The organism is Pseudoalteromonas sp. NC201 (assembly GCF_002850255.1).
GTDB lineage: Bacteria > Pseudomonadota > Gammaproteobacteria > Enterobacterales > Alteromonadaceae > Pseudoalteromonas.
In genome coordinates, this window is record NZ_CP022523.1 from 691,011 (window position 1) to 717,752 (window position 26,742).

The window sequence follows — 26,742 nt, forward strand, 5'->3', positions numbered from 1 at the left end:
AAAAACAAATGATCCGCCCTCATTTGGTGAGTACCGCTCTGTTATTACTTAACCTGAGGTTTGGATAAGGAATGAGCTAACTCATTGTTTTTTAATCACCTTAAACTATCTTCTTATCTAGCCAGAGAGTTTTAGGGATAACTAGGCAAATTTACGCACCAATAGCTGGCTATTGGAAGTGAATTCAACGCAGTTAGCGCTAAAACTGGCTGCTAGAAAGGCATTAATTATCCGAAGCTCAGGTTACTTTAGCAACCCAAACTTTTCGTCATTTACCCACTCACCGTTAATTTGGAAGTTATGTTTTAGCGTGCCTTCAAGCTCAAATCCTAGTTTTTTGAGTAAATGGTGAGAGGCATGATTTCCTTGGGTAACGGTGGCGATGAGCTTGTGGTAATTACATTCGTGCAAGGCAAAATCAATGACGGCTTTAGAAGCTTCAAAGGCGTAACCCTTTCCTTGAAATTCGGGGGAAAGCATAAAACCTAACTCGGCCTGTTGAAATGGGGCCCACATACTTAAAAATCCGTGTAGCCCGATTGGGGTCGCTGTGGCCGTTTCTTCAATCACTAAGGTGAGCCAGGTGTTATCTTCTTTGTGCCACTGCCCAAGTCCGGCGCTTAAACCACGGTTAAACTTTTCACGCAGCGTAGCTTCATCGGTAATCTCACCGATGAAACGCATGACATCTGGTTGTTGATGAAGTTCTAACCATAGCGGCCAATCTGTATTAAGTATAGGTCTTAAGGTAAGTCTTTCTGTTGTGAGCTGCATGTAAAGTCCTTTCGCTTAGTTAACTTTCACTTATTAAACATGTACGGCCAGACTATCACAAATTATTGATTTATCACGTTTCTTATTTCTTCAATTAAGGCAATGCTCGCCTCGTTGTCACCGTGAACGCATAAGGTGTCGGCGCGTAAGGAAAGTGACTTCCCACTTGCAGTCGTGACACTGCCTTGCTGGTGTAATTGCTTAACTTGCGCAAGTAGTGCTGATTTGTCATGCACTGCGCCCGCTTCAGAGCGGGGAGTCAGTAAGCCTTCATCGGTGTACAGCCTATCGGCAAAGGCTTCAAAAATCAGTGATACATTATAGTCGTCGGCGAGTTGTTGGTGACTTGCTTGTTGCGCAGTGGCTAGCACCATCAACTTAAGCTCACTTGGATAGTGTGAAATGGCCTTGATAACACAGCTTAATATCCTTTGTGACTTCATCATATCGTTATAAAGTGCGCCGTGTGGCTTTACATAATTTAGTGTTAAGCCTTGCACCTTTGCCATCCCTTCAATTGCGGCAATTTGGTAATGTAAGGCGTTGATTATCTCTTGCTCAGAGAGCTGCATTGAGCGGCGGCCAAACCCTTGGCGGTCTGGATAGCTTGGATGTGCGCCAAGCGTCACTTGATGCGTGTTGACCAGCTTTAGTGTTTGCGCGAGTACATCAGGATCTCCTGCGTGAAAACCACAAGCGACATTGGCCATGTCGATATGTGGCATTACGTGTTCGTCTAACCCCATTTTCCAAGCGCCAAAGCTTTCACCCAAGTCGCAATTTAATAACATGCTTATTTCCTACTTCGTTACTGCAAGCTCTAAATCTTGTCTATCTGTCACCAATAAATGGTGTGGACTATTCATAATACAAAACTCAGGTGCCGCTTTTGCTATGGCTAACTGAGCTGTCAGGCTAGAACCCCAAAAAACCGGAAGCTGCCCCTCTTTACAAATCAATGGCTCGCCAAAATTAGGCTTGCTCAGATCTTTGATCCCGACCTCATTAGGTTCACCAAAATGAAGTGGCAACGCATAGGGAAGTCGGCTCAGCGTTGCCGCTTGAATGGTACTAATAAGATTTTGCTTGGTTAATGGGCGCATCGCCAATATTTGATTCGCCTCGTACTTATCCACAGAGTTGCAAGGCAGATTACTGATGTAGAGTGGTAAAGGCGTGGTTGGATTCGCCGATGGCGGGTTTATTCCATACTGCGCGAGTAAGTTATCAAAAGAAAGATAACTGGCAAAAGCAAAGGTAACTAAATCGTCGCGCCAGTGCTCTTCTATATTATGGCATTCTTGGGCGAGCTGGCCATGCTCTAAAATCTGATACTTGGGGAGGTGGTAGCGAATGTCTATATCTTTCCCCAAAGTGTCAAAGTTAAAATTACCCGGCTCGCTGGGCGGAATAATTAGCTTGCAAACAGATTGATTACTCTCACAAAAGCGAAAGAATGAATATGCTTCGCTTTGTGGCAAAATAATCACATTACATTGTGTGAACCCAGGCACGAACCCTTTAGTAGGGCCCGTATAATCACCATCCTTGATCAATTTTCTTATTGCATGTGGTGCACTTAAAGAAGCACTGGGATCCATAGATTCCTCCAATTAGTGGTTTACTGTAACAGGCAGTGAACCTTCCGCATTCGCTATTCCTAAAATCACTTTGGCCAGCGCCGTGTAGGCAGGCCCAGCTACTTTTTTATCATGATTTACGTCTACATTATAAGCATAACTTGCTAATACTGCGTTACTAAGAGGGCCAAAGGTACTAATTTCGTATGGTGCTCTTAGGCTGATAAATAGCTGCTTTTTACCCAGTTTCTGACCGTATTGCAGTAATGCTTTCAGCGCCTCAGGTTGTACATTACGCGCCACCCCATGCTCTCGTAACTTTTTTACATCGTCCATGCCGCCAATTTCTACCGCACTTTGCGGTGGTGATGCATGTGCGGCGATTATCACGTCGGCCTGTTTAATTGCATCATGTGCAATGTTTGGGTCGTAGGCTTGTAGGCTTGTACAAGAAAGTGTGAGCGAGTTTTTGCTGTATGTTTGTAACGCTTGCTCCAGTGCAAAACATTTTTGTCTGTCAGGCATGATAAGGTGAACAACTTGTGCGTTATCTCTGAGCGGCAATACACCATCATTTTTTACTTCGGTGATAGCCGCTAGTGCAAGCTCTGCTTCTAAGCGACGATGGCTTGGATTACCCAGTGTTGAATTGGCAATGGCCAAAGAAGCGCTCGATTGCGGCAGCTTTGTCTTGAGCTTAGCGATACGGGCCATAGAACTGCTAAGTTGTGCTTGGTTTAGTTTATTGGTATCCAGTGCTTCGCCTAGCTGAGCCATATATTGCTCAAAGCGTTTGATGTCTGCACGATTGCGAATAGCAATAGGCATTAGCGCGATATCCACGCCGGCATTAAACGTTTCAATTGTCGCATCGACTGGGTTAAAAAAGTCGCTGATCCCAGCCATATCTAGCGCATCGGTGACGGTCACGCCTTGGTATCCCAACTCGTGTCTCAGTAGTTGTGTCATGATCTGATAAGACATAGTCGCAGGCCTTATCATGCTCTCACCTTGAGAGTTAACAACTTTACTGTTGTCGAGCGCCGGATATTGAATATGGGCAGTCATTATCATGCCAGGAGGCGATGCTTTGATTATCTCGGCAAAGGGCAATAAATCTTGCTGGTTAATTTTGTCGCGGTCGTGATCAACACGAGGTAGTCCCGTGTGGCTATCAACATGTGTATCACCGTGGCCAGGAAAATGCTTTAGCGCAGAGAGAACGCCTGCGGCCTCAAATGCTTTTACCTGAGCAAGACCTAATTTGGCGACCACTTTTGGATTTTCCGAGAATGAACGCACATTGATCACCGGGTTGTTCGGGTTGCTGTTCACATCTACCGTTGGGGCGAAGTTTACGTTGATCCCTAAGCTATTTAGCTCCTTTCCAATTGCGCTTGCCACTTTGGTTGCGTAAGTATCACCCTGTTTTGGATAGGTTGCTCCAATACTCATATTGCCGGTAAACGACGTTGCTTGTTCACGATTTATTCGCGCAACACGGCCACCTTCTTGATCTATGGCAATAAATAAAGGAAGTTGACTTTTACTTTGTTGTGCCGCACTTTGCAAAGCATTGGTTAGACTGACGATTTGCGCGGTGTTTTGCACATTTTCGGCGAACAAAATAGCGCCACCGATGTCATATTTACTAATTAATTCGGACAGCTCAGGCGGTAAAGTTGTCATCGCTGCTCTACAATCTCCACTTGGCCTTTTGCTTTCACCGCAGTAATAGCGGAAATCGAGCATAAGCTTTTGTCCAAGCATTTGCGAAGTGGTCAGTGGCACTTGTGCTGCTGTTGCGTGAGCTGAAGTGATGAAACTCATGAATGTGATAGTTCCTAAAGTAGTGAGCAGAGATAATAATCGCACAATCAATAATAAACGCTGAATAAAATTGCCTACACTTTAACATTGATTTAGAAGCGACTACAAAATGCTTTCTATTAGGGCCTGTTGCTCTTTCAAGTTTGTTTTTGCAGCAGTTTGATTGGAATTTGTACAAGGTAGAGCCTGCGTAGCATAGTTATTCTATGTGAGTCAGGCGATAAAGACTTTGTGCTCCTGCAAAGTCACCTTACCCCACATCCTTGTGGGGCAACACAGAAGAAATGCTAATCAAGCGCTGCCCTTTGGGTTCACCTGAGTGCGCTTTGTTCATTGTTGCTCAACTTTTGCCTAGATTACTAGGCAAAAGTCGAGCGTCGCGACCAAAACACACTCAGGAGAACAAAAATCAAACAGCAAAGGTCAACAGGCCCTAGGCGATAACAGCATAAATGAAGCACAGATTTTAAAAGGAATAAAAAATGAACAACCATATAAACTATGTAGAATTAGCAGCAAAAGACTTAGTAGCAACACAAGCTTTCTTCGAGCAGGTGTTTGATTGGCAATTTGAATCTTACGGGCCAGATTATATTGCGTTTGCAAATTCAGGCCTTGATGGCGGCTTTTTCCGAGCCGATGTGTCTTCTAAACAAGCGCAAGGTGGAGCGCTCGTAGTGTTGTACAGCGATGAATTGGAAGCCGTGCAAAGCAAAGTAGAGCAAGCGGGCGGAGAGATAAGCAAGGCTATATTTGAATTTCCTGGCGGTCGTCGCTTTCACTTTATTGAGCCGAGCGGCAATGAATTTGCGGTGTGGTCTAAATAATCTGAGCTTAAAAATAATTAGTTAACACATACCTTATTCAAACCTCAGCTTAAATAACCAGCCGAAGTGCTGTAAAGCCCCTTTACAGCACACGTAGATACTGAGGTTTTACTGCAATAATCTTTCGTTTTCAGAACAGATAAAAACTTGAATTCATTGCTATTGTGAACAATAGTTATTAAACACTGATGCAAGCATCTTTTTGTGTTTGATACCTACTTACTGCGTAATCAGCCGATAGACTTATCTAACGAGTTTAGATTCAGCGTAGAAGTGCCGATAGTAAGGGCAATAATTGTACAAAACACCGCTAAACGCATCATCACCATACTTAGGTTTGATTAGGCAATGAGACGGATATTCTTAGTTGTTGGTATTTTACTCTCCTTAACCATGCTTATGGCCGATAAATTGGGCTTATTCTTACTGTCACCAGTGACTTTTATCATCATCATCGCTTTAGTTTTTTTGTTTGTAGCACTGCTTTGGTGGCAAGCTCAAGATACTAAAAAAATTATGGTTGATGATGACTCTACCGTGCCACAAGCGGTGTTAGACAGCGATGGCGTTATTCTACAAGCCAATGACCAAATGCAATCCATACTGGGTGTTGGCAGCACAGTAATAGGGTTAAAACTTGAAAATTTAATCGCTGTGAGCGGTAACATCCATAGTGAGGGGAAGAGTGGTGCAACAAGCATGTTCGAAGCGCTTGTTATGCAAAGTTATGGTAATTGCACGACTAAACACAGTGGCAAAGTTATTAGTCCTGTTACTTTACCAATTAAAGTCGCGGATACCGTTACAGGGTATCTCTGTTATTTTAATACTAGCAACAGAGAAAACCGCCTCGCTCAAGCACTAGAAGAAGAAAAGGAATTGCTCGAAGTGACGCTGAGCTCTATTGGTGATGGCGTGATCTGTACAGACGTAAATGGCGTGATCACTTATATTAACCCTGTCACAGAAGCCATTCTCGCGATGTTAAATGAAGAAGTGGTCGGGCGGCGATTTGATGATGTGATGTCTATGTATCACGAAGAAACCAAAGCTTCAGTCAATAAATTCCCTGAACTTTGCCTAAAGCAAGGCCATACCATTTGTTTACCTGAACTCACTTCCATCACCAATCATCTTGGTCTTACCTTTGCTATCCAAGATTCCTTCTCTCCTATTATAGCTAAAGATGGCAGCTACCTTGGCACTGTAATGGTCTTTCAAGATGTGACAGAGTCGAGATTGATGGCGAAAAAAATGAATCACCTTGCTCATCACGATGCATTAACTGGGCTACCCAATCGCTTATTGCTGCATGACCGTTTAGTGCAGGCTTGTAAACGAGCCAAGCGCATGAGTCACCAATTTGCTTTGGTATTTATTGACGTCAACAAATTCAAAAAAATCAACGACTCACTGGGGCATGATTATGGCGACTTATTACTCAAAGAAATTGCGAGCCGATTAACTCAGCAAATTCGAGGATGTGACACCGTTGCCAGAATGGGGGGCGATGAATTTGTGTTACTCATTGACGGGATCCAAGATAAAAAATATGTACGTAAGGTGGTGAGTAAAGTATTGAGTAGCGTTAATGGACAATATTGTTTGCGCCAAGTTAGTCTAAAAGCCACGGTGAGTGCTGGCGTTGCAATTTACCCTGATGATGGTGACAACACGGAAGCTTTGTTAAAGCATGCTGATACCGCAATGTATCGAGCTAAAAAAGCCACACAAACGGAGTTTCAATTTTATAACGCACGCCTAGATCACGAGTCGGAGCAGCGCTTAGTGCAAGAAAGTCGGATCATTCAGGGGTTAGATAATCGAGAGTTTATTCCTTATTACCAGCCTATTGTCGATGCGCATACCCGCAAGATTAAAAAACTTGAAGTGCTCGCAAGGTGGCAGCAAGATGAACAATTGTTGGTACCTGAAGACTTTTTTGAAGCGGCATGTGATGGCGATCTGATGGTAGAAATTGGGCAACAGCTCAGAACACAAGCTTTCAAGGCGATGAAAACATGGTTTTACGAGTACGATAATCTCGTGGTTAGCTTTAATTTTTCGCTTGCTGAACTCACCAATAAAACTGTAATAAAAAACTTTATGGAGCAGGCTGCGCAACATCAGTTGCCATCTCGGCAAATTGAAATAGAAATCAAAGAAGTTGACCTGATAGAGCTACTTGATAAAGCACCGGAAGTGATGGCGGAATTAGAGCAAACTGGTATGCGGATCTCAATTGATCATTTTGGTGTTGGGCATACCAGCATGCTGTACTTGCAAAAACTTACGTTTGAAACCATTAAAATTCCACCGGCTTTCCTTGCGACCCCTCAATCGGTTGCCTCACAAAATGATATTGCAAAATTGATTGTACAGATGGCAAAGAGCTTGGATGTAGAATGTGTAGCGGTAGGTGTTGAGACCGCGTTGCAAGCTAAGTCTCTTAATCTCAATGGCTGTCACCTTATTCAAGGCAACCACCTTTTTGCTCCTGCCCCAGAGTCAGAGATCACCCCGATTCTCAGTACCCATATGAGTATAGAACGGCGCAGATTAGGTCAAAACTAAATTTAACGGTTTCTTTAATGGTACGCAAATTCAAGCCCCGAGTGCATCATCTGCTAAATGCATAACACCGCTTAATTTCTGGATTGGAACATGTAGATTCTGATGCGAAGACAAAGTAGGTTTAATTGTCTGTCTCACTAGCAGGGCCTCTTGCAGGGGATTTTTTCGGTGCTGTTAAATTATCTGGAAGCATGGTGTGAAATGGATTTGATTGGTTATATATAACTGTATTTTCAGATGGATAATAATCATTTCTATTTTCTTTTTCTTGAGCAATGATTCTTTCTAACCTTGCTTTCTCAACTAATCTAATTTCATATAACTCTGCTATCTGACTTGTATTATAACCAAGTGCTGAGAGCTTCTTAGCTGTTATTATCCAGTCGAGCGCTTCATATGTATTAGAAGGAGCCTGTCTTCCCTCCCATGGAACTATTTTCTGTTTTATTGGTGTTTCATAGTTTCTATATTTTTCCCCAATGATTGCGCCGATGAGTAATGATGTTGAAAATATTGAAATTAATATGCCCAGCAAGTTAAGTTTTTTCTGATTAGGTGAATTAACCTCAATCTTAATAACTCCAAAAATAGTCCCTAATAAAGCTGCGGCAATAGCAAAGAAGGAAGCAACGACTGGGGTATTTGAAGCTCCAATAAAATACCCCAGTACTAGAGCAAATATACCATATCCTATATAGATCATTTTATAATTCCAGCCCCTATTTACAGCGCTTGTTACAGCGTTTTTTACAACGCTCATAAATAGGACCGCAATTAGAAGAATTGCTACCTTTTAGGCAATCTTTTCGGGCTTCATCACAATTATCAACACACTCACTCCAGTCACATGAAGGAGGAGTTCTGCTAGATGACAACAAGTTTAAACTAGCTGGTTGGTTATTTTTAATTAGTAAACTATCTAGTTCAGCTTTAGCTTGAACGGAGGGCTCGTTTGTAGTGTGAGTTGCCAATGCACAGGCACTGAATACTAATATAGTTAAGGTGAATAATACTTTCATAAAAGAATTCCTTATCGTAAATTGTACAAAATTTCGGGTTAAACCCCCACTGAAATCTGCATGTTATGGAAAATCTTTTACCTTGCTTATATGCACGCGTGGGACAGCTCATCAAGGAGTTTTTCTATCCTTATGAGTTTATCGGGTATAGTTCTATAAATTGCAATTGTCAAATGGTAGGCTACAGTAATTTTTTAGAGTGAAGCAATAATTTTTGGCGATATCATTTTTTATCTATTAGTATCAAAAGGTTACTTCACTAATTTTATATTTTTAAAAATATTTAAATAGACTAAGCGCCAAACCTTAAACCAAAAATAATTTGGGTACAGAAATGTTTAAGTACGCACTAACATTTGGTAAATCAATTTAGCTAAAAAAATATTCCTAAAACTTTCCCTTCGTTCGTTTATAGATTTACAGAGCTTCACTCACTTGCTCTGCCAACAACAAGAATGAAGGGAATACCATGAGCAATAATACATCTCGTTATAACAAACATCTTATTGCGCTTGCTATCAGTGGCGCGTTATTGGGTTCGCACACTGCGGTTGCACAAGCGAAAGAGACGCAAGAAACTACAGAAAAAAAGAAACTACTCGACCTTGAGCGAATTGTCGTGACTGGCAGCGGTGGGCGCGGCCAGACTAAATTGGAATCATCGGTCTCAGTGACCACATTAAACGCTGAGCAGTTGGCGCGAGAAGCACCGCTAGGTACGGCGGATCTACTGGAAAGCGTGCCAGGCTTTTGGGTTGAAGATTCAGGTGGTGAAACCAACAATAATGTTGCGCCTAGAGGACTACGTGGCGGTGAAGGCTTCCGTTACATCGGCGTTGAAGAAGACGGGCTACCTGTGGTGTACGACGGCGTTTGGGTTGATTTTTATCAGCGTCAAGATATTACGATTGAACATATGGAAGCGGTTCGTGGGGGCACCTCAGGTCTACTAACCACCAATGGCCCTGCGGCGTTAGTAAACTTTATTACCCGTAAACCGGATGACATTGAAGAAGCAACGATCCGCTTAACCGCTGCCGATTACGGCATGTATCGCGGCGAGTTCTTTTATGGTACGCCCATTAGTGACAACTGGAAAATGTCGATAGGTGGCTCTTATCGTCGTTCTGATGGCGTGAGAGACACAGAGTTTACCGCAGATCACGGCGGCCAACTTCGACTCAATTTAGTACGTGAGTTTGACAAAGGCCAACTCACGCTGTCTGCCAAACACCTCAATGACCATACCACTTTCTTTGTGCCTATTCCGCTTAGAGATCAAAGTGACCCTAAAGGCATTGCTGGTGTCGACCCACAGTATGGCACCTTAATTGGTAATGGTCAGCGCTTTTTACACTATTTACAGCCTGATGGCAGCTATAAAACACGAGACCTTAAAGATGGGCAGCATACCAAGTTTAGTACCATAGGCTATCACTTAGATTGGGAGTTAAGCGACCGTTGGCTACTCAATACAGCTGGCCGTTACTCACAGTTTGAAAACGACATGTATATTTTGCTTAACTTCGATAACTCGACGCTCGTCAATGCCAATACCCGACTTGGGCAGCAAGATGTGCAAAATATGCTGGACCAGTTTGCCAGTGATGGCGCCGTTGCCGCACGGTACCGATACGTCGATAGTGGTGAAATACTGACAGATGTTAGCAATTTAAACGGAAACGGCTTAGTCACCACAAGCTACCCGCTTTATTCGCGCTACGATGCTGAGCAGTTTGTTAATAAGCTCAATTTCACCTATGAAGGTGATCAGCACACGCTGACCATCGGGTGGTTATTTGCCTATGTAGATGCGGATTCCTTGCCAGTTGATAAATGGGAATCGCAGTTTTTAACGGAAGTAAAAGACAATGCTCGATTACTCGATATTGTTGCGGTTAACAGCAATCAGCAAGTGGTTGGTCAACTAACCGACCATGGCTCAACAGGTTATGCTCCTGGTTGGGGTCAGGCAACCGCTTTTGGTACCAGTACTTCCAACTCTTTATTTATTAATGAACAATATCAAGCAACCGATAACCTTCGTATTGACGGTGGTGTACGGATTGAGTGGTTGGAGCTAGATAGCACCGCCTCCGCAACCACATTTGCACAGCCTGTTGCGGGCGCTTTTGACAGCGCTGGTAATGACATAGATAACAATCTTGCCAACAATTACGTCGATATGCCGTCAAACAAATTCCTGTCAAAAACTCGTAGCGAAACCGAAACCGCATGGACGGTGGGATTCAATTATACCTTCTCGGATGATGTGTCAGTATTTGGTCGTTATGCCGACGCCTTCGAAATGCCAAGGTTAATGAGCTTCGGTCAGAATATTCACTCAGGGGTTGATGCCGACTTTAATGACAGCGTTAATCTAACCTTTAGCGAGTTGGGTGCTCGCTATGCTGGTGATTCAATTGGTGCATCACTGACCTTGTTTAGAACTAAATTTAATGACTTAGTGGAACGTAATTTTACCGGCAGCGATGGTGAAGTGGCGAATCAAACGATAGACACTGTCACCGATGGTCTTGAGTTTGAAACAGTGTGGCAGGCGCATGACAATTTACAGCTTGAGCTGACTGGCGTGTTGCAAGACCCAAAAATGGAAGGATTTACCGGAGCATTTGCACATTGGGAAGGCAAGCAAGTGAAGCGCACACCCAAAGTGCAGCTTAGGTTAACGCCAACCTACTACTTTGACGATGGTGATATCTATTTAACTATTCACCATTTAGGGGAGCGTTACTCAGATGGGGAGAATAAGTTTGAGCTCCCTGCCTACACCACAATCGATATGGGGGTGAATTATCGGTTTACCGACGCGGTTGCGCTGCATGTGAAAGCGACAAATATTAGTGATGAGCTCGGGTTAACCGAAGGAAACCCGCGGGCCATTAACGATGTTCAAGCAGGATACGACTATTACTATGCTCGGCCGATCTTAGGGCGCACCATCAGCGCCTCGCTGACGCTTAATTTCTAGTATTTCCCTTGCTAATTTGCACACTGCCCAGTGCTCATTAGTTCACTCAAGCCCGCTAAAAGCGGGCTTTTCTCAGGAAGTTATTTATGAACCAGAGTGTCTTTTATACATTTTTGCAAAGCAGTTTATTACTGTTTTCTTTGTTGCTCACACCACTTTGTGCAGCGCTACAAATCACCCCAAAACCACTGAGTGCTAGTGTTGGTAATGGTCACTTTAACCTTACCCATGACAGTAAAATTACCTTTAACCAGCAGCAAGCTCAAAGCGTTGCGCAGCAATTAGCGACCTTTTTGCGCTCGCCTACGGGCTATCAGTTGCCAGTGTCTCAGGCTGATAGCACAACTAAAAATAGTATTGCCTTTAAGATTGTCGATGCACCGCTATCTCAAGAGGGATATGCGCTGAGCGTTACACCTGAAGGGGTTGAAATACAAGCGAATACTGCGACCGGATTATTTTGGGGGATGCAGTCACTGCGACAATTACTCCCTGCTGAGATAGAGTCGCGTATGCCCATCAATCAGGCAAATTGGGCAATACCTGCGGTAGAAATAAAAGATCAGCCCAGATTCTCATACCGTGGCATGCATTTAGATGTAAGTCGGCACTTTTTCGATGTGGCGTTCGTGAAGCGTTATATCGATTGGCTGGCGATGCATAAATTCAATGTCTTCCAGTGGCACCTAACCGATGATCAAGGCTGGCGAATTGCCATTGAGGCGTACCCTAAACTAACCGAGATTGGGGCAACACGGCCTCATACAGTGGTTGGCCATACCTATGATTATCAATCATTGTTTGATAATAAAACGGTATCGGGCTTTTATACCAAGGCGCAAATTAAGGAAGTGGTTGAGTACGCGCAGGCGCGACATATTGAAGTGATCCCTGAAATCGATATTCCGGGGCATAGCAGTGCGATGCTTGCCGCATATCCCGAGTTATCTTGCCACCAGCGCACAGTAAAGGTGCAGCCGCAGTTTGGGATTTTTGAAGATGTGCTATGTCCCCGTGAAGACGTGTTTGCGTTTCTTGCTGTTGTATACAAAGAGGTTGCCGAGCTATTTCCGAGCCAATATATCCACATTGGTGGTGATGAGGTGATAAAAAAGCAGTGGTTAGAAAGCCCCGAGGTGAAAAAGTTGATGCAACAGCATCAGTTAACCACACCTGAGCAGGTGCAAAGCTATTTTATTAAACGGGTCGCTAAAATCGTCCAAAATCTTGGTAAAACGGTGATTGGTTGGGATGAAATATTAGAAGGAGGGGTGGCGGATGACGCCGTGATCATGTCTTGGCGGGGCACGGAAGGAGGTATTCAAGCTGCAAAAATGGGCCATCAGGTGATCATGAGTCCTTATCAATATATTTATTTTGATGCCTATCAATCGCGCAATCTTGACGAGCCCAAAGCCATCCACGGGCTTTCAAGTCTAAAAAACGTTTATCAATATGAGCCACAGCCCAGCCACTTAACTGCTGAGCAACAAGCCTTTATTATTGGTGCGCAAGGGGCACTTTGGACTGAATATATAAAAACACCTCGTCATGCCGAGTATATGCTGTTTCCGCGCTTGAGTGCGCTGGCCGAAACATTGTGGTCGGATAAAACACAAAAGTCGTGGTCTGATTACAGCCAATATCGGTTACCCGCGCTTTTAAAACGCTACCAGCAGATGCACCTCAATACCGCTTATAGTAGCCATAAGCCTATTATTTCAAGCGAGATTAATGGGCAGCAGCTCGTCGCCACCATTACCTCTGAAATTGCCGACACGGCTATTTACTATACCTTAGACGGCAGCGAGCCAACGCTGCAATCGCAGCAATATCAAAAGCCACTAGTGATAACTGACGAAACGCAGCTTCGTGCCCGCAGTTATGTAAGCGATTTGGGGCAATTGGTAGGCGATGCGCGTTTAACGCTTTCACCTCATTTAGCACTTGGAAAAGAAATAACGCTTGCCTCGTTAGCTGCCGAAGGCTCTGCGACTAAGCTGCAGGATGGTCAATTTGCTTATGATCAATTTTACAGCGTTGATGATTATGCGATTTTTTACGATACCGATCTTGAGGCGGTTATTGACTTAGATGCGTCAACGCAAGTGCAGCAGGTTAAGCTGGGCTTTGACAGCGGGCGACATAGACAACTGCACCCGCCAACACATATTCAAGTGTTGGGTTCAAGTGATAAACAGCAGTGGCAAACGTTAGCTGAGGTTAATAATCCGCGTGGGCCCATGTCGGTGTTGTCGTTTGCTCCTGTAAGTGTGCGCTTTTTAAAGGTGGTGGCCATTAATAGTAAGCAATCTGACGATATTCAAATCCCCAAACTTCCCCTGTATATCGATGAAATAGCGGTATATTAATCACACCAGCCCTAATACTAAATACGTAATTAGGGCATTATTTATGATTCCATTCCCAACTTCCTCGGCTCAAACGTTTACATAGATAGAGTGGCAGCAGTACGCGCTCTATCCGAACAATAACAATATTTTAGGAGCCAACATGTTTGCAAAAAAACAGATAATTACTGCCTCACTGTCAGGCTTAGCCTTGTTGACTGCGAGCCACTATAGCGTCGCACATCCTCATCCTGATAACTTAGCATTACGCTGGCAAGTCGTGGATCATGGCATTGGAGAGAATATCTTTCTTGGCAGTCTGACGATTACTAATAATGGTTTTGAGCCATTGGGTGAGTCTGGCTGGGCGCTTTATTTTAGCTCGGTAAGGCCGCCTGCAAGCGTACTACCAGACTCAGATCCAAATGGTCAGTATGCGCGCCAGCATATCGCCGCACAGAATCTAAGTTTAGAAAATGCCGATGACGCAAAAAGTGGTGATTACTTTGTACTTAAGCCCACAGCGGGTTTTGCCCCCATTCAACCGGGTGAATCTCGTACTATTGAAATCGTTGCACAGTATTGGCAAATGCTGAAAAACGACTCACCGTCGGGTTTTCACATTAGCTACAATAATCAAGCGCCTCAAGCTGTGCTGGTGGACGTGATGATGAACCCAAGCGATCCAAAACAAACAAAGCAAGCGGTTAACGATAATATGCCGGTGCAAACGTCCGCCATCCGATTCGCCGAAAACAGCGCGACGCACATGACATTGCCGCTAAAAAATCGCTTGGTTCCTCAGCCCCATTCAGTGGTCACACCGAATGATGAATTCTTAACTTTGATGAGCCAATTAACCAGTATTTCAGCGCCAGCTTCATTGGCGAAAGAAGCCACTTTCTTACAAACTGCGCTACGCGATATTCTGAGCGGCACATTTGCGATTAATAGCACTGTGCAAAATAGCCCAAACCTTATCAAGTTGCAGCTAGACCCAAATCTCGATACCAATCAAGACAATCAGCCGGACTCAAGTGGTTATAAGCTTGAGGTCGATGCATTCTCGGGGATCACCATTACCGGAAGTGACGCCCAAGGGGTGTTTTATGGTATTCAAACACTTCGTCAGATGATCCCCACCGCTGTGTATAAAACGGCTAAAAACTCAGCCACTTTGTCCGACAATGCCGTACTACCCGCGAGCACCATTTTGGATGCACCACGGTTTGAATATCGAGGCATGATGCTGGATGTGTCGCGTAATTTCCAAAGCAAAGAAGCGGTATTTAAGTTGTTGGACTTGATGGCATTTTACAAGTTAAACAAATTTGAAATTAACCTTGCCAACGATGAAGGTTGGCGACTAGAAATACCGGGTATTCCTGAACTCACCGAGTTTGGGGCAAAGCGGGGATATGACCTGAGCGAAAGCACGATGCTGCATACTTTTATGGGAGCTGCCAATGGTTTTGCACCAGGAGATGGGATTGAAAATAAGCCCACGGATGAAACCGCAGCAAACTTAGGCACCGCGCCTAGTTATCAGGGCTTTGAAATTGCTCAGCAAAACTTTCTCGGTAAAGGCTGGGGCTACTACACGGTGAATGATTTTAAAGAAATTCTTCAGTATGCCGCTGACCGTCATATTGATGTGATCATCGAATATGACTTTCCAGCCCATGCGCGCGCGGCAATCAAAGCGATGGAATATCGCTACAACAAATACAAAGATAGCGACCCAGTTGAAGCAAACCGTTTTAGATTGATTGATCCGCTCGACCAGTCGCAGTATTACACCCCACAATTTTATACCGACAACTTTGTGAACCCAGCACTTGAGAGCACCTTTACTTTCCTCAACCATGTGGTGAAAGAAACACGCGCCATTTATGATGCCGTGCCCGATGCAACATTGACTCGGCTGCATGGCGGTGGTGACGAGCTGCCACATTTAGGTCCGAATGAATGGTGGGCGCAATCTCCAGCGGTCGATCAAAACCCAGCTACGGCGGGCAAAACCGATGCAGAGTTGTTTGACTACTTCTTTTTACGCTGGAAACAGATAGTCAATCAGCATGGTTTTGATATGGCAACTTGGGGCGATGTGTTATCGCACAATGGTACGGGTAATGTAAGTTACGGTGAGATATTCCCCGTGTTTTGGAATAACGTGTGGGGTTGGGGCAATGAACATCAGGCCTACAAGTTTGCGAACCAAGGTCATAAAGTCGTGCTGGCCCATGCGACAAACTTGTATCTTGACCTTGCGTATAACAAACATCCTGATGAAATTGGCTATCACTGGGCAGGTTACACAGATACCAAAAAGGCGTTTGAATATCGTCCGTTTAATATCTACGCTAACGCCGAGCATGACAAGCTGGGCAACCCAGTACCGTGGGACCCGAAATGGGTGTTACTGAGCGAAGCGGGTAAACAAAATGTTCAAGGTATTCAGGCGCAACTTTTTGGCGAAAACCAAAAGTCACCAGAAATTCTTGATTATATGACTTTCCCGAAATTACTGGGGGCCGCTGAGCGTGCATGGGTGCAAGATATGCCAGAGCAAGGCACAGCGACTACCGAGGCTTGGCACACCTTTACCAACACTTTAGGACAATACGCTCTACCACTATTGGACTATTACCAAGTGGTCGATATTAATGCTCAAATACCACAGCAGGTCGGGGTAAATTATCGTATTCCATTACCTGGAGGCGCGATTGAAGGTGGTAAGTTAATCGTCAATACCCGGTTTGTTGGCATGGCTACGGAGTATTCGATTGACCAAGGCGTAACATGGCATCGCTATGAAGGGCCTGTGACATTGACCGCGTCATCTAAAGTACAACTCAGAACGGTGAGTGATTCGGGCAAGGTAAGCCGAGTCGCAACGGTTAATTAAGCAAATTGGTTTAAGCAACGCCAGCGAACCTATTAATTTATGGGTTCGCTGCACGCTAACACAAATGGAAGAGTAGGATGCGTATTCATGCCACCGTTATTATCTTTTAAGCGTAAAGCAGTCGATACCACTACGGTAGCTGCAAACGACGACCTTGCACGTCGTCAACAGGTAGAGGAGTTGTTTTTAAAACAACAGCAAAAGCTGATCCGCCACATTATGGGCAAAGGGTTAGACAAACGTGAGGCGGAAGACGTTGCCCAAGAGGCGTTTGTAAAATTGCTTGGACTTGAGCAGGATAATGTCAGCAACTATATCGCCGCGTACTTGTATAAAATTGCAACCAATTTGGCCATTGATAAGCTGCGGCGTAAAGCGCGTAGCCCGTTTGATGACCGTGAGCACGATAGCGATCAAATGCCACAACCTTACGCAAGTGCTAACCCTGAACAAAACCACCACAACCAAGAGCTACTTAAAGAAATGGAAAAGTCTCTCGCAAGCTTACCCGACAAATGTAGGCTGGCTTTTTTATTGTATAAAATACGAGGTCAAAGCTATGAGGAGATAGCTTTGACCTTACAGATATCCCCAAGTATGGTAAGAAAATATGTATTACGTGCAGTTCGTCATTGCTACCAGCAGTTACAGCATGAGCTTTGATCATGAGTGTTAAGGATATAAACATGACTCCATTATCTGACGATTTAGCAATAATTGAAGAACAAGCCGCTGATTGGTTATTAGTCTTAGACGAGCAGCAGATCTCACCTCATGACAGCACTCACTATCCACAGCCGCTAAACGCTTGGCTAGCTGAAAATCCGCTACACAGTGATGTGTTCAACAACATGTTGGAGCTTTGGACGCTTTCAGCCCAACTTGACGATGACTATGTTACTCAGCAGCTTGCACAGCTGGATGCACAAAACGCCACGGCTGCAACTGACATTAAGCCACAGTCCAAACGCCGCGCTCAGCCTTGGTATCTTGCGATTGCCGCGACTTTGCTGCTGGTTAGTTTGGTGACTTTTATGGCACCAGAGCAGCCACTACAGCAAGCACCTGTTGCCAGTGCGAAGCCAGCCCCTGTCGATACAGTGTACAGCGAGTTCTTTCAAACTAAGGTCAATGAGCATCGCACCATTACCCTTGATGATAATAGTCAGGTTGATTTAGGGGCCAATAGCCAATTAGCTGTTCGCTACAGCAACACTTCAAGAGAACTGCTGTTGTATCAAGGTGAGGCGCTGTTTAGCGTGAGTAAAGACAAGCAGAGACCGTTTATCGTGCGCTACCAAAACAACCAAGTTGAGGCGCTAGGCACAGTGTTTAATGTTCGCGCCAATCCGGCTTCAATTAGAGTCGATGTGCTTGAGGGCCGTGTGGCTGTGACTCAGCAACAAGCGATCAAATTGACCCAAGGGCAAGCGGTAGAAGTCACACAGCAAGGCGAAGTTACCCGCAGTAAAGCCCAGGGTGAAGCGTTGACCATGGCGTGGCAAAAAGGCTACTTAGTGTATCAAAACGCAGAATTAGGCAATGTGCTTAATGATGTGTCGCGATATAGCGAAATCAAAGTGAAGTTAAGCGATCAACGCCTAGCAAAACTGACCTACAACGGCACCTTTTTAACCACTGAAATAGGCGATTGGATCAACAGTTTAGAAAAAATTTATCCGATCACCGTGATGCAAAAAGGCGAGGAATACACCCTAATCGCAAATTAGCTAAAAGTGTCATAGCAAAGTCACAACATAAGTGGTACAAAGTTTATACAATAATAAATACATTGATTTAAACTATGTTATTCAAGCTATTAATCCCGCTGTTAGCGTGGTTAATATGGTTTGGTGGCGTTGCATTTGCTACCACGGATCATCAATTTAACTTGCCTAAAGCGACTTTGCAGCAGCGTTTACTCGATATTGCTGCGCAAAGTGGTTGGCAGTTAAGTGCAGCCGAAATTCCAGATAACATTAGCGTTGAGCAGATAACTGGCCGCTACACCCTCGAACAAGTCTTGCTCACCAGTTTTCAACAAGCCGCCTACGACTTTTCCCTAGACCCAGAGCAGCAGCGTATTTTTGTGACTCCTAAAAAACTTGAGTCTGCACAACACTTTGAGCGCATTATCGTAACGGGTGTAAGCGGCAAAAACCGTAGCATTTTAAACTCGTCTATTTCAATCACTCAGCTCGCAAGCCTACAACTTGAAAAACAAACACCGTATTCCAGTGCAGAAGCGCTTAAAAATATCACCGGCTTTTGGGTTGAAGACTCGGGTGGCGAAACTAACAATAATGTTGCGCCAAGGGGACTTAGAGGCGGCGAAGGGTTTAGATTTATTAGCCTGATGGAAGATGGTTTACCCGTGACCTATGACGGTATTTGGGGGGACTTTTTTTTACGTCCAGACTTAACCCATCAAGCCATTGAAGCGGTGCGGGGCGGCAGTAGCGGTATTTTTACCGTGAACGGGCCTGCGGCAATGGTGAACTATATCGGCAGGCGAGGCTCAGAAAATCCTTTTAATTTAGTGAAAGTGAGTCAGGGATTGAGCTATGACTACACTCGTTTTGATGGCGTATTTAGCGGAGCGTTGAATGATGAATGGTTTTATACGGTAGGCGGGTTTTATCGTACTTCCGATGGTATTCGGGAGCCGGGTTATCAAAGCGACTTAGGCGGCCAAGTGAGTGCGCGCATGAGCTGGTTAACCGATGCATTTGAGCTTGATTTTAGCTATAAACATTTAAACGATAAAACCAGTTTTTACGCGCCTTTAGTGATGCAAAATAGCGGCGAAATTCGAGAGCTGGCGAGCCTGCCTTATGACGATGGAACCCTACTGAGCGACGATCTCAGGTCGCTCACCTTCTTCACTCCAGAAGGACGCGTGCAGCGTGACCTAGAAGACGCTCAGCAAACACGCCTAAATAGCTACACTTTACTATTTAATACGCCGCTTTTTGAACACGTTAACCTGAGCAATCGTACGCGATTTTCAAGCCTAAACAATGATTTGTATACCTTAATGAATTTGGGCAACCAAACCATAGTCGACGCCACAAGCCGATTACAACACGCTGATATCACCGAATTTAAACGCCACTTTGCAAATAGCGCATTGCGCCCTCGATACTTACGTTATTCAGATAACACTTTAGTTGCCAACCCTGCAACGCTTAATGGTAATGGTCTCGTGACCGCTAGTTATCCTTTATATTCACGTTACAGGCAACAGCAGCTGGTAAATCATTTTAGTGTGGACTATCTCGACGCGCAGTGGTCACTGACCCTCGGCCATATTTACGCTCGAAGTGATTTCGACGAGTTACCACTAGATAAATGGCTTGGCGCGTTACTAACGGATGTAAAGCATCAACCAGAACGGCTGGACATCGTACTGGTTGATGGGCAAGAAAATGTGATTGCCAATTTTACCGAGCAAGGTTTTTTATCTTACGCCGGTCCCGTTTATTTAAGCGGTAGCGGCTTGTCTCAATCACATTCGCTGTATGCCAATATTGACTGGCAGCTCACTGAAAACCTTAGAGTTGATTTGGCACTTCGTAATGAACATCTGAATCTCACCAGCACGCTACTTGAAGGGGTAAAGTCGTACACCGACTCATCAAAAGCCACTTATTCTCACTACCTCCCGGCTACCACTTTACGTGATTCCTTTACGCAAAATGCGCTCAGTATTGGCGCAAATTACCAAATCGGCGACGCTATGGCGATATTTGCACGTTATTCCGACGCCTTTGAAATGCCACGGCTCATTAATTACGGCAATGGCCGCGGGTGGGCTAAAAGTGAAGAGGAGCGCGTACAACAAGACTTTGGCCAACCTATTCGCTTGGCGTTAGGTGAAGTTGGACTACGTTATCAAACCGCTGATTGGCAGTTTAGTGGCGCGTTATTTGAGACCAAATTTGATCCGCTCCCGCTCACGGTGTATCGCGGTGCGGCTACGACTCAACAAGCCGTTTCAATCAATACCCAAACACGAGGGTTGGAGTTCGAATTTGACTATCAATATAGTCCGGCCTTGCAGTTTAGAGCGATAGGTGTGTGGCAAGACGCTGGGTTTTACGGCATTCCTAAGCAATTGCCACAAAGCGAATTTAATGGCAATCAAATAACGCGAACGCCGGAGTTACAACTACGACTGACGCCGGAATACAAAGCTGGACCTATTACCGCGGCTATCACCTGGTCGTATGTTGGTAAGCGCTATTCGGATATCGCCAATCGGTTTGCCTTACCGGCCTATCAAACATGGGACTTATTTACCGAGTTGGCAATTAATGAACAGCTCAGCGCACAGCTTGAGGTTAAAAACCTCACCAATGCTTTGGGGCTAACTGAGGGCAATCCTAGGGATGATTTAAGCCACCAAGAGGCCATCTTTTACGCTAGACCCATTTTTGGTCGCACCATCAAACTTTCGTTAAGTTATCAGTTTTAAGCGACACCGCTATTATTCGAGCAATTCTATTCCTTGACTTAAAGTGAACTTGAAGTTGTATGCTCCTCTTAACCGAATGACAGTGACCAAACGATAAGAGGCAGAGGCAATGCAAAATAGCTTAGATAAAATCGTCAATGACATTAAAGCCAGCTGGAGCGGGCTAAATTCAAGCACCACAGTAACTGTACGTGAATTGTTAAGCGAACTTACTCAGTCTCCACCGCACGAGCCTTGGCTTGCGAGCATTATGCGTGAAAGACTGGCATCAAAAACACTCTACCAAGACCCTGAATATGGTTTTATGCTGCTAGTCCATGCCGAAGAAAAGGGCACGTACCGCCCGCCCCATGATCACGGCGCAGGTTGGGTATTTTATGCCGTGCAATCTGGCGAAATGGAAATGACAACTTACAAACCCATCACCACCGCAAGCGGTGAAACCCACCTTGTATCTCGAGGAACAGACACGCTCAAAGCCGGCGATTGCCGAGTGTTTCTACCCGGCGATATCCACGACACCCGCTGCTTAACAGATAACTTCGTTCAATATCGTTTAACCAGTTGTGACTTTAAAGAAGAGAAACGCTCAGGACGGATGATCCAGTATTTGAGTGAGGTGTAGTGGTTTGCAATAACTCAAGGCGATAGTGGGTTTAATTTTAATAATGTTGAAAAGAGTTTAGCCCAAATCTAGGCTGACAGTCACCGATTGAAAAACGGATAACCGTCAGGTCAAGTCTGAGCTAGTACACACTATTTTACCGAAAACTAAAAAAACGCCTCAGAAGCCCTCTGAGGCATTTTTGCATGTTCAAGTGCTAGCCATTGGGTGTTGTTGTAGGTGATATGAGCATTAAAGGCGTTTCGAAACGTTTCTAAGTCACCTGCGTCTATCAATTAGTTTAGTTTAAGCATCTTTTTCATCGCAGCAATAACAGCATTCATTTTTTCATCCTTATCTTCTTTCCGTGATACTTCATATTTACTGAACTTATCCTTGTAATCAAAGTCGTGCAGGTTTGCATGTATTATCTCGCGAACTGGTATGCTGATTAAAAACTTGTTTAAGTTCACAGGCTCATAATCATTATCTAATTTATCCTCTAGCTCGCCCTCTAATTCCCCCTCTAGTTCATCAAACTCTTCTGTGAATTCATTCTCTAATTCCGTGAACTCGTGTTCTAGTTCGTCCCATACAGGTTCGTAGTTTGTGACGATTTCAAGTCGGTTCTCTTCTTTACTTCTGTAACCACTACGAAATGGTAGAACCATAATATCGTTTAAGTGCGTACCTCCTGTGAAAGCGTAACCTATGTATACTTTGCCATTTGATAACGTAAAGGCAATTGGTAGGCCAAAGTCCCAACTCTGGTAAAAAATAGAAGTAAACTCTGGAGAGTCGTCTGTGTGAGCTATTTTTCTGAAAGCCAAGGCACGAACATATTGACGAGACTCTCCTGTTAATCTGGTTGCACAAAACATGAGTAAAGATGGAATGAAAAAAGACAAAACTAATGCTACTAAAGCAATTTGCGCTAAATTGACACCATAGAGTGGAAAATAGACTTGGGGGAAAGCTTCTCTAACAATGCTCATAATCCCATGTGTAAGTAGTCCACCTTGATTCTGAAAGCAATCCAAAAAGTATAAAATGATAGTTGCCGATATCATAAAAATAGCCCCCCATACAGCGGAGTTCAAAAATGTATGATAACCATCAGATTTACAGAACTTTGGGTTCGTTAAATGACAGCGGATGCAAAATACGTAGCCGATAATGGTAACTAGTAGTACTAATAAAATAGTGGGTTTTATCATAGAAATCCTTGCACTTTAAGAACCAAAAAGGGAGCTTCATGCTCCCTTTTTGGTCAATATCAAGAACGAGCTAATTAAGCCCGCTCTTTTTCAGCCTTTCTTAGCGATCTTATTTGCTGCTTAACAACATCACTCTCTCGGAACGATTTTTCATCAACGTGAAAAGACCCATCTCTTCGTGAAAGGACGTGTATTTCAGCGTTCTTACTCTCATCAATCCCTGGTGCTAGAAACTGCTTAATGGATTGTATAATCTCACCCATACCCAACCTCCTATAACCAGTTAAAATCAACTGGGTGGCGCATTTTAACGCCTCTCCATCTATAGTCAAGGTCACAATTGACCTGCTGTCAACTATCCTCGACTCCATTGTAATATAGTTTCCTATGGAAACTATATTACAATGGATACCCACCCATATCTATGGGCAATGTCTTACATACAACGTAAGACCGTGTCATTTATTAATCCAGTTTAAAATACACTTTTAGCCCTAATCCATAAGCAGGAAAATAAGTGATACCCATCACTATAATAATTAGTGGTGGGTGTCAGCGATTTGCCCAAGTTTTTTCTCAACAGCAGCAAATTTGCTTGAGGAGTCAGTGTGATGTCGGGAGTGCCCTTTCTTTTGCATACTTGTTCTTTGGGCATCAAAGAAAAGTATGTCGTAGCCCATGGATGGGCGTCGAAACCAGTCAGGAGGACGGGCTGACTTAACTCATCGTCTCGAGTCTTTTGGAAAAATCACCTTCCATGGTACGTATCAAAGCGCATCCATGCGCTCCTCGTTCATTCTTTTTAAACGACGAAAAAGAACGAACCAAGAAAACGTAGCCCCAGCATCACACTTAATCCTCAAATCCTAAGCCGATATAGTGCAACCGTCTTGTAAGGCACGTCCATGATGCCAGACAAGACTTGGCCGACATCCTGTCGGCACATTGCATATCAGCTTATGCTTTTCGGGTGTGATGGAGGGGGAATAAGTTGCTTGTAAGATCTTCTACGATTTTTACGATGAAGCTGTTTGCAAGGGTTACAAAAACTATCAGCATAGCCTCCTAATTAGCTGTGCGGATAGCTTTGTGGGAGATGTATGGACTCCTCCCCCTTATCGGGAGCAAGAGAAAATAAGTGACCCCCATCACTATAGTAATTAGTGGTGGGTGTCAGCGATTTGCTTTTAAGCGACCATAGCCAATTACACGCTAAGGACAAACCACATCAGAAACGATATCAATGTTGATTTGTGTCTTTGACATGATTATTTCTTCTCCACGATAATTGCGGTGATTGTTGTATCACCAACATTTTTAACTTGATGTTCCCATTGGTCATGCCACATCACGTAGCCATCCGGGATCTCCAAGGTTATGTCTTTTTCATTCGTTGTTATCGTCGCCTTGCCACCTTTTTCGAAGTAAACAGTCTCAGCATTGTGTTTATGCCAGTTATCCTGTTCCCCTGGTTTGAGTGTCATTTTAAGTACAGTAACCTCTTCGTTCTCTAGCAGTAGTTGATATTGGTTTGGAGATGCAATGTGTGCAGCCTCGACCTTCGTGTCTTGTGCAAACGCATTTCCAAACAATAGGACTGAAGTAACAGCAGTAAATACAACCTTTTTCATAGGAATTCCTATTTATGCATACCACGAATAGGGTAGTTGTTTGCAGGATTTCGTATCCAACCTAAGCCACTAATCAATGACTGAAGTTCAGGTCTTACAAACGGGTTGTTTGAAATATCTACTACGTGAACTTTTCCTTCATTATTGACAACAAATAGCCCCGGCTCAGCAAATGGATGATCAGTTTCTTCAGGCGATCTTGGAGCTGATATAAACAACCCAAGTTCTTGCATTTGTTCAACAGTAAGACCGTATGCGATAGGGAAAGTCACATTAAGTCTTTCCATATGACTTTCGAGTTGTTCTTTACTGTCACCAGAAACGGCTATCAAATCTACGCCTGTTTGAGCGAGTTGGTCTTTCGCACTTTCTAACTGGTTTAAGTAGCGAGTACAAAGTGGGCAATGCTGCCCTCGGTAAACAACAACCATCTTCCAATCCAAACCATTTTCAAGCGTAGACAACTTTTTAATATCACCACTTAGAAGTTTGGTTTCAATTGCAGGAAAGTCTGAACCTGCATGAAGCTTATTGGTATAATCAATGCTCATGACTGTTCCTTAAAAATGCTTGTTAATGTGCGTTTCGAAACGTTTGAAGTCGTTTTCAACATCTGCGTTTTTCATCACATCAAAGCACGCAAATGTTTCCATTGGCTTCATTCCAAAGAACTTGAAGTTCATGTGCATAGGGAACATTAAATCGTCGATTGATTTCCCATCGAAGAATTCTTCTGGATCATTAAAGGCTTCTTCCGGCGCATTAAAGGTGAGAGACATCATGTATTTGGTGTTGGTTAACGTGCCGCCCTTACCATAGTTTTTCTTTGGTGATTCTGCTGTGCGACCGTCGCCAACACATAAAGCTCCTCCCATGCCTGCTGTGTATACTTCATCCATATACTTTTTGAATGACCAAGACACGCCCATCCAATTGCTTGGTGTTTGCAAAAATACAATGTCTGCCCATTGATGAAGTGCTAATTGCTCCTCCACATCGTACCCGTCACTCATTGTTACTACGCGCGTGTTATAACCTTTATCTTCCAGCATGGTTATTGCCTTATCAATCAAGGCTGCATTTAGCTTACCTTCAGAGAATGGGTAATATTGGTGGGCATTAATAATTAATACGTTTTTAAGATCAGTAGTGCTCATAAAACAACTCCAAACTAAATTTCAGCAAAAATAAGTAAGAGAGACACTCTCCTACTCAATCAATGTGTGGTATATTTTAGTAACCTGATTTAAGTTATCAATTAGTATACTTTTAGTAACCTAGTTGTTTTTTAGGAAAACTGATGGAAAGTGTCGTAAAAACAGACAGTAAAGGTAGAAAAAAAGTTTTAAATGCATGCACTGAACCCTGTGCTATCGAAAAAGGCATGCGTTTAATTGGCGGAAAGTGGAAAGGTTCCATTATTTATCACCTTAAAGATGAACCTGTAAGGTTTAATGACTTAACCCGTATGCTTGGCGGTGCCAGCAAAAAAATGGTCGACCAACGCCTAAAGGAACTAGAAAGTGAAGGGATGGTTCGTAGAAAAGTGATAAGTGACAGACCTGTCGCTGTAACTTATGAATTAACCGATTTTGGCAAAACCGCACTGAGTATTTTAGATGAACTCAGGATCTGGTCAGAGTCCCATCAAATTTAACAGTAGCTACTTTGAATTATTTAGCACAGCCCAATGCAGATTCTTATTTTGGAAATCTGCTTGGCGATTTTGGCGGAACAAGGCATGTAAAAAACTTGCCACTCACAGTGAAAAAGGCATTGGATAATCATTATCTAGTCGATAAATTTATAGATAACCATACAAAAATAACTGACATATATGGACGCTCAGCTGCTGTCAAGTAATACTCATCCAACAAGGTTGTTTTAACAGCCTTGTTGCTTCTTTTATTTATCTCTCATTTACTATTTGTATGTATTGATAAACAGTCACTTTGAGT

The 26,742-nt window shown here is 43.8% G+C and carries 20 protein-coding genes and 2 pseudogenes; 12 read left to right on the plus strand and 10 right to left on the minus strand.

The genetic code is table 11. The features are described from left to right. Positions 1 to 243: 243 nt before the first annotated feature. The 4 genes from PNC201_RS20885 to PNC201_RS20900 all read right to left on the minus strand — a co-directional run bounded on the left by PNC201_RS20885 (position 244) and on the right by PNC201_RS20900 (position 4,184). Complete coding sequence (locus PNC201_RS20885) at positions 244 to 774, minus strand: GNAT family N-acetyltransferase (RefSeq protein ID WP_102058294.1); 531 nt, start codon at positions 772 to 774, stop codon at positions 244 to 246. A gap of 62 nt (positions 775 to 836) precedes the next feature. Beyond that, positions 837 to 1,565 carry a 5-oxoprolinase subunit PxpA gene (locus PNC201_RS20890; RefSeq protein ID WP_039496314.1) on the minus strand — a complete coding sequence of 243 codons (729 nt, stop codon included), beginning with the start codon at positions 1,563 to 1,565 and terminating at the stop codon, positions 837 to 839. A 9-nt stretch (positions 1,566 to 1,574) separates the two neighbouring features. Continuing rightward, positions 1,575 to 2,375, minus strand: coding sequence for a D-glutamate cyclase family protein (locus PNC201_RS20895; protein WP_102058295.1), 801 nt, complete (start codon positions 2,373 to 2,375; stop codon positions 1,575 to 1,577). 12 nt (positions 2,376 to 2,387) lie between these two features. Beyond that, positions 2,388 to 4,184 carry a glycoside hydrolase family 3 protein gene (locus tag PNC201_RS20900; RefSeq protein WP_102058296.1) on the minus strand — a complete coding sequence of 599 codons (1,797 nt, stop codon included), beginning with the start codon at positions 4,182 to 4,184 and terminating at the stop codon, positions 2,388 to 2,390. Between the two features lie 284 nt (positions 4,185 to 4,468). Between PNC201_RS20900 and PNC201_RS23745 the strand changes: the two are divergent. The 3 genes and pseudogenes from PNC201_RS23745 to PNC201_RS20915 all read left to right on the plus strand — a co-directional run. After that, positions 4,469 to 4,632, plus strand: a pseudogene (locus PNC201_RS23745) (GTP cyclohydrolase FolE2); the annotation flags it as partial. Between the two features lie 34 nt (positions 4,633 to 4,666). Continuing rightward, the gene (locus PNC201_RS20910) at positions 4,667 to 5,011 is read left to right on the plus strand and encodes a VOC family protein (RefSeq protein ID WP_010603872.1); all 345 of its coding nucleotides are present in this window, start codon (positions 4,667 to 4,669) and stop codon (positions 5,009 to 5,011) included. Positions 5,012 to 5,359: 348 nt separating this feature from the next. Beyond that, on the plus strand, positions 5,360 to 7,585 hold the full coding sequence (locus PNC201_RS20915) for a sensor domain-containing protein (RefSeq protein WP_233525260.1): 2,226 nt from the start codon (positions 5,360 to 5,362) through the stop codon (positions 7,583 to 7,585). A 121-nt stretch (positions 7,586 to 7,706) separates the two neighbouring features. Here the strand turns inward: PNC201_RS20915 and PNC201_RS20920 are convergent, their stop codons facing one another. Beyond that, complete coding sequence (locus PNC201_RS20920; RefSeq protein ID WP_233525261.1) at positions 7,707 to 8,345, minus strand: hypothetical protein; 639 nt, start codon at positions 8,343 to 8,345, stop codon at positions 7,707 to 7,709. Positions 8,346 to 9,073: 728 nt separating this feature from the next. Between PNC201_RS20920 and PNC201_RS20930 the strand changes: the two genes are divergently transcribed. The 7 genes from PNC201_RS20930 to PNC201_RS20960 all read left to right on the plus strand — a co-directional run bounded on the left by PNC201_RS20930 (position 9,074) and on the right by PNC201_RS20960 (position 21,957). Then, a complete protein-coding gene (locus PNC201_RS20930) occupies positions 9,074 to 11,596 on the plus strand; it encodes a TonB-dependent receptor domain-containing protein (RefSeq protein ID WP_102058300.1) in 2,523 nt (840 codons plus the stop codon). Between the two features lie 86 nt (positions 11,597 to 11,682). Further along, positions 11,683 to 13,968 carry a beta-N-acetylhexosaminidase gene (locus tag PNC201_RS20935; protein WP_102058301.1) on the plus strand — a complete coding sequence of 762 codons (2,286 nt, stop codon included), beginning with the start codon at positions 11,683 to 11,685 and terminating at the stop codon, positions 13,966 to 13,968. Between the two features lie 142 nt (positions 13,969 to 14,110). Next, entirely contained in the window at positions 14,111 to 16,855 is a 2,745-nt protein-coding gene (locus PNC201_RS20940) for a family 20 glycosylhydrolase (protein WP_102058302.1), read from the plus strand. Between the two features lie 87 nt (positions 16,856 to 16,942). Then, positions 16,943 to 17,518, plus strand: a complete 576-nt coding sequence (locus PNC201_RS20945) for an RNA polymerase sigma factor (protein ID WP_010375741.1) — start codon at positions 16,943 to 16,945, stop codon at positions 17,516 to 17,518. A 23-nt stretch (positions 17,519 to 17,541) separates the two neighbouring features. Then, positions 17,542 to 18,585 carry a FecR family protein gene (locus PNC201_RS20950; RefSeq protein WP_102058303.1) on the plus strand — a complete coding sequence of 348 codons (1,044 nt, stop codon included), beginning with the start codon at positions 17,542 to 17,544 and terminating at the stop codon, positions 18,583 to 18,585. Positions 18,586 to 18,659: 74 nt separating this feature from the next. After that, entirely contained in the window at positions 18,660 to 21,332 is a 2,673-nt protein-coding gene (locus PNC201_RS20955; protein ID WP_102058304.1) for a TonB-dependent receptor, read from the plus strand. A gap of 109 nt (positions 21,333 to 21,441) precedes the next feature. After that, complete coding sequence (locus tag PNC201_RS20960; RefSeq protein WP_102058305.1) at positions 21,442 to 21,957, plus strand: hypothetical protein; 516 nt, start codon at positions 21,442 to 21,444, stop codon at positions 21,955 to 21,957. 275 nt (positions 21,958 to 22,232) lie between these two features. On the opposite strand, the gene PNC201_RS20965 is transcribed toward PNC201_RS20960, so the two are convergent. From PNC201_RS20965 to PNC201_RS20985, 5 genes are all read right to left on the minus strand, one after another. Further along, on the minus strand, positions 22,233 to 23,153 hold the full coding sequence (locus tag PNC201_RS20965; protein ID WP_102058306.1) for a hypothetical protein: 921 nt from the start codon (positions 23,151 to 23,153) through the stop codon (positions 22,233 to 22,235). Between the two features lie 74 nt (positions 23,154 to 23,227). Then, positions 23,228 to 23,416: a hypothetical protein gene (locus PNC201_RS23335; RefSeq protein WP_158299150.1), complete on the minus strand. Its 189-nt coding sequence runs from the start codon at positions 23,414 to 23,416 to the stop codon at positions 23,228 to 23,230. Positions 23,417 to 24,421: 1,005 nt separating this feature from the next. Next, a complete protein-coding gene (locus PNC201_RS20975) occupies positions 24,422 to 24,784 on the minus strand; it encodes a cupin domain-containing protein (protein WP_102058308.1) in 363 nt (120 codons plus the stop codon). Between the two features lie 8 nt (positions 24,785 to 24,792). Further along, entirely contained in the window at positions 24,793 to 25,335 is a 543-nt protein-coding gene (locus PNC201_RS20980; RefSeq protein WP_102058309.1) for a peroxiredoxin-like family protein, read from the minus strand. A 9-nt stretch (positions 25,336 to 25,344) separates the two neighbouring features. After that, positions 25,345 to 25,941 carry an NAD(P)H-dependent oxidoreductase gene (locus PNC201_RS20985; protein WP_017217774.1) on the minus strand — a complete coding sequence of 199 codons (597 nt, stop codon included), beginning with the start codon at positions 25,939 to 25,941 and terminating at the stop codon, positions 25,345 to 25,347. Between the two features lie 143 nt (positions 25,942 to 26,084). Here PNC201_RS20985 and PNC201_RS20990 point away from each other — a divergent pair, with 143 nt between their 5' ends. After that, on the plus strand, positions 26,085 to 26,441 hold the full coding sequence (locus PNC201_RS20990) for a winged helix-turn-helix transcriptional regulator (protein ID WP_017217773.1): 357 nt from the start codon (positions 26,085 to 26,087) through the stop codon (positions 26,439 to 26,441). An 11-nt stretch (positions 26,442 to 26,452) separates the two neighbouring features. Beyond that, positions 26,453 to 26,611 (plus strand): annotated as a pseudogene (locus PNC201_RS20995) (ACP phosphodiesterase); the annotation flags it as partial. Positions 26,612 to 26,742: the final 131 nt, after the last annotated feature.

Excerpts from the sequence above, each read along its gene's own strand:
- PNC201_RS20960 (WP_102058305.1), top strand. The coding sequence starts at position 21,442 with ATGCAAAATAGCTTAGATAAAATCGTCAATGACATTAAAGCCAGCTGG.
- PNC201_RS23335 (WP_158299150.1), bottom strand. The coding sequence starts at position 23,416 with ATGGGTGAGATTATACAATCCATTAAGCAGTTTCTAGCACCAGGGATT.
- PNC201_RS20890 (WP_039496314.1), bottom strand. The coding sequence starts at position 1,565 with ATGTTATTAAATTGCGACTTGGGTGAAAGCTTTGGCGCTTGGAAAATG.
- PNC201_RS20975 (WP_102058308.1), bottom strand. The coding sequence starts at position 24,784 with ATGAAAAAGGTTGTATTTACTGCTGTTACTTCAGTCCTATTGTTTGGA.
- PNC201_RS20990 (WP_017217773.1), top strand. The coding sequence starts at position 26,085 with ATGGAAAGTGTCGTAAAAACAGACAGTAAAGGTAGAAAAAAAGTTTTA.
- PNC201_RS20945 (WP_010375741.1), top strand. The coding sequence starts at position 16,943 with ATGCCACCGTTATTATCTTTTAAGCGTAAAGCAGTCGATACCACTACG.
- PNC201_RS20910 (WP_010603872.1), top strand. The coding sequence starts at position 4,667 with ATGAACAACCATATAAACTATGTAGAATTAGCAGCAAAAGACTTAGTA.
- PNC201_RS20895 (WP_102058295.1), bottom strand. The coding sequence starts at position 2,375 with ATGGATCCCAGTGCTTCTTTAAGTGCACCACATGCAATAAGAAAATTG.
- PNC201_RS20940 (WP_102058302.1), top strand. The coding sequence starts at position 14,111 with ATGTTTGCAAAAAAACAGATAATTACTGCCTCACTGTCAGGCTTAGCC.
- PNC201_RS20935 (WP_102058301.1), top strand. The coding sequence starts at position 11,683 with ATGAACCAGAGTGTCTTTTATACATTTTTGCAAAGCAGTTTATTACTG.
- PNC201_RS20885 (WP_102058294.1), bottom strand. The coding sequence starts at position 774 with ATGCAGCTCACAACAGAAAGACTTACCTTAAGACCTATACTTAATACA.
- PNC201_RS20980 (WP_102058309.1), bottom strand. The coding sequence starts at position 25,335 with ATGAGCATTGATTATACCAATAAGCTTCATGCAGGTTCAGACTTTCCT.
- PNC201_RS20985 (WP_017217774.1), bottom strand. The coding sequence starts at position 25,941 with ATGAGCACTACTGATCTTAAAAACGTATTAATTATTAATGCCCACCAA.
- PNC201_RS20915 (WP_233525260.1), top strand. The coding sequence starts at position 5,360 with ATGAGACGGATATTCTTAGTTGTTGGTATTTTACTCTCCTTAACCATG.
- PNC201_RS20955 (WP_102058304.1), top strand. The coding sequence starts at position 18,660 with ATGTTATTCAAGCTATTAATCCCGCTGTTAGCGTGGTTAATATGGTTT.
- PNC201_RS20900 (WP_102058296.1), bottom strand. The coding sequence starts at position 4,184 with ATGAGTTTCATCACTTCAGCTCACGCAACAGCAGCACAAGTGCCACTG.
- PNC201_RS20950 (WP_102058303.1), top strand. The coding sequence starts at position 17,542 with ATGACTCCATTATCTGACGATTTAGCAATAATTGAAGAACAAGCCGCT.
- PNC201_RS20930 (WP_102058300.1), top strand. The coding sequence starts at position 9,074 with ATGAGCAATAATACATCTCGTTATAACAAACATCTTATTGCGCTTGCT.
- PNC201_RS20965 (WP_102058306.1), bottom strand. The coding sequence starts at position 23,153 with ATGATAAAACCCACTATTTTATTAGTACTACTAGTTACCATTATCGGC.
- PNC201_RS20920 (WP_233525261.1), bottom strand. The coding sequence starts at position 8,345 with ATGAGCGTTGTAAAAAACGCTGTAACAAGCGCTGTAAATAGGGGCTGG.